The following is a 2,133-nucleotide window of genomic DNA, read 5'->3' as shown; positions in this document are numbered from 1 at the left end:
GGCCTCCTCAACCCGCCCGCTGCACTCTCGTCTGCGAAGAGCCCGAAAAGCCCCATGCCCTGAGACCGGGGGAGAGGGTTCCGCGCAGCGGGACCCGGGCACTATCCCGGCTCGATCGCTACACGCGTCAACTCAAGGGCGAGCCCCTTGACATGTGGCTTGTGGGGGGCGTTCGCTGTCTCGCGGGGGCCAGCGTTGTCGAGGCCCTGCCGAAGAAACATCGAGCAACACATCTGATCGGAGTGGACATGAAAGCAGTGGTGTACGAGGGGCCCCGTCAGGTCAGCACGAAGGATGTTCCGGACGCAAAGATCGAGCGACCCACCGATGTCCTGGTCAGGGTGACGACGACGAACATCTGTGGCTCGGACCTGCACATGTACGAGGGGCGGACCTCCTTCGAAGTGGGTCGGACGTTCGGTCACGAGAACATGGGAGAGGTGGTGGAGATCGGCAAGGGAGTAGAGAAGGTCAAGGTCGGAGACCGGGTCGTGCTGCCCTTCAACATCTCGTGCGGGTTCTGCAAGAACTGCGAGCGCGGGCTCACGAACTACTGCCTGACGACGCAACCTGACCCGTCGGCCGCCGGTGCGGCCTACGGCTTCGCCGAGATGGGCCCGTACGGCGGCGGGCAGGCAGAACTGCTCCGGGTGCCCTTCGGCGACCACAACGCGCTGCGCCTGGGTGAAGACGCGCAGGACAAGGAGAACGACTACGTCATGCTCTCCGACATCTTCCCCACCGGCTACCACGCCACCGAGATGGCCGGCGTGATCCCGGGCGACAGCGTCGTGATCGCCGGGGCCGGCCCCGTGGGACTGATGGCCGCCCTGTCCGCGACGATCAAGGGCGCCGCAAAGGTGATGGTGGTCGATCGCCATCCCGACCGGCTCGCGCTGGCCGAGCAGATCGGTGCGATCGCTATCGACGACTCCAAGACCGACCCCGTGCAGGCTGTGCTGGACGAGACCATGGGGCTCGGAGCCGACCGTGGCTGCGAGTGCGTGGGCTACCAGGCCCACGACCCGCAGGGGAACGAGGACACCGCCGCCACGCTGAACATGCTCATCAACTCGGTGCGTTTTACCGGCGGGATCGGCACCGTCGGTGTGTTCGTCCCCCAGGACCCGGGGGCCAAGGGCGAATTGGCCAAGCAGGGCAAGGCGGCCATCGACTTCGGCACCCACTGGTTCAAGGGACAGACCATGGGCAACGGTCAAGCCCCTGTCAAGCGGTACAACCGTCGGCTGCGAGACCTCATCGCGGCCGGCAAGGCGAAGCCGTCCTGGATCGTCTCCCACGAAATCTCGCTGGATCAGGCTGCCGACGCCTACAAGAACTTCGACTCCAGGTCCGAGGGTTGGACCAAGGTCCTCATCAAGCCCGGCATGTCAAACGGAAAGAAGGAAAACTGAGATGGCAGCAGATCTTCAGGGCAAGAGGGTCGCGATCCTCGCCGCCGACGGAGTCGAGCGGGTCGAGCTCGAGAAGCCCCGCGAGGCGCTGGAGCAGGCTGGTGCACAGACCGAGGTTCTGTCGATCCATGACGGTGAGATTCAGGCCCGTGAGAACGATCTGGATGCAGCAGGCACGTTTGCTGTCGACGGGTTGGTCGCGGACGCCTCTGTCGCCCACTATGACGCCCTGCTTCTCCCGGGCGGCACGGTGAACCCCGACCAACTCCGGGTTGACCCCGACGCGGTCTCCTTCGTCCGCGAGTTCGTCGAGAGTGGCAAGCCCGTGGCGGCGATCTGTCACGGGCCGTGGACGTTGATCGAGGCTGGCGTGGCCACCGGTCGCACCCTGACGTCTTTCCCGAGCATCCGCACGGACCTGCGCAACGCCGGTGCTGACGTCGTCGACCAGGANTCGAGGCTGGCGTGGCCACCGGTCGCACCCTGACGTCTTTCCCGAGCATCCGCACGGACCTGCGCAACGCCGGTGCTGACGTCGTCGACCAGGACGTCGTGGTGGACGGGAATCTGATCACCAGCCGCTCGCCCGATGACCTGCCTGCGTTCTGCGATACGCTCGTGGAGAAGTTCGCGAGCAATTCGACCGACGAAGAGGTGACGTCATGATGGGGTGACGTTGGTCGCTGCCTGCAGTGCCGCGGCGAGGTAGCCAGCGGAA

General features: G+C 65.5%; 1 protein-coding gene and 1 pseudogene. Both read left to right on the top strand.

Annotated elements, in window-relative coordinates; genetic code table 11:
* The first annotated feature begins 248 nt into the window (after positions 1 to 248).
* Positions 249 to 1,415, top strand: a complete 1,167-nt coding sequence (locus tag WDZ17_RS17230; protein WP_339576408.1) for a glutathione-independent formaldehyde dehydrogenase — start codon at positions 249 to 251, stop codon at positions 1,413 to 1,415.
* Between the two features lies 1 nt (position 1,416).
* Positions 1,417 to 2,081 (top strand): annotated as a pseudogene (locus WDZ17_RS17225) (type 1 glutamine amidotransferase domain-containing protein).
* Positions 2,082 to 2,133 lie beyond the last annotated feature (52 nt).

The organism is Pseudokineococcus basanitobsidens, assembly GCF_037482545.1.
GTDB lineage: Bacteria > Actinomycetota > Actinomycetes > Actinomycetales > Quadrisphaeraceae > Pseudokineococcus > Pseudokineococcus basanitobsidens.
The sequence above is the reverse complement of the archived record's forward strand: the minus strand, read 5'-3'. Positions and strand labels throughout refer to the sequence as shown.

Bases quoted from the DNA above. Each gene is read 5' to 3' on its own strand.
- WDZ17_RS17230 (WP_339576408.1), top strand. From the start codon at position 249: ATGAAAGCAGTGGTGTACGAGGGGCCCCGTCAGGTCAGCACGAAGGAT.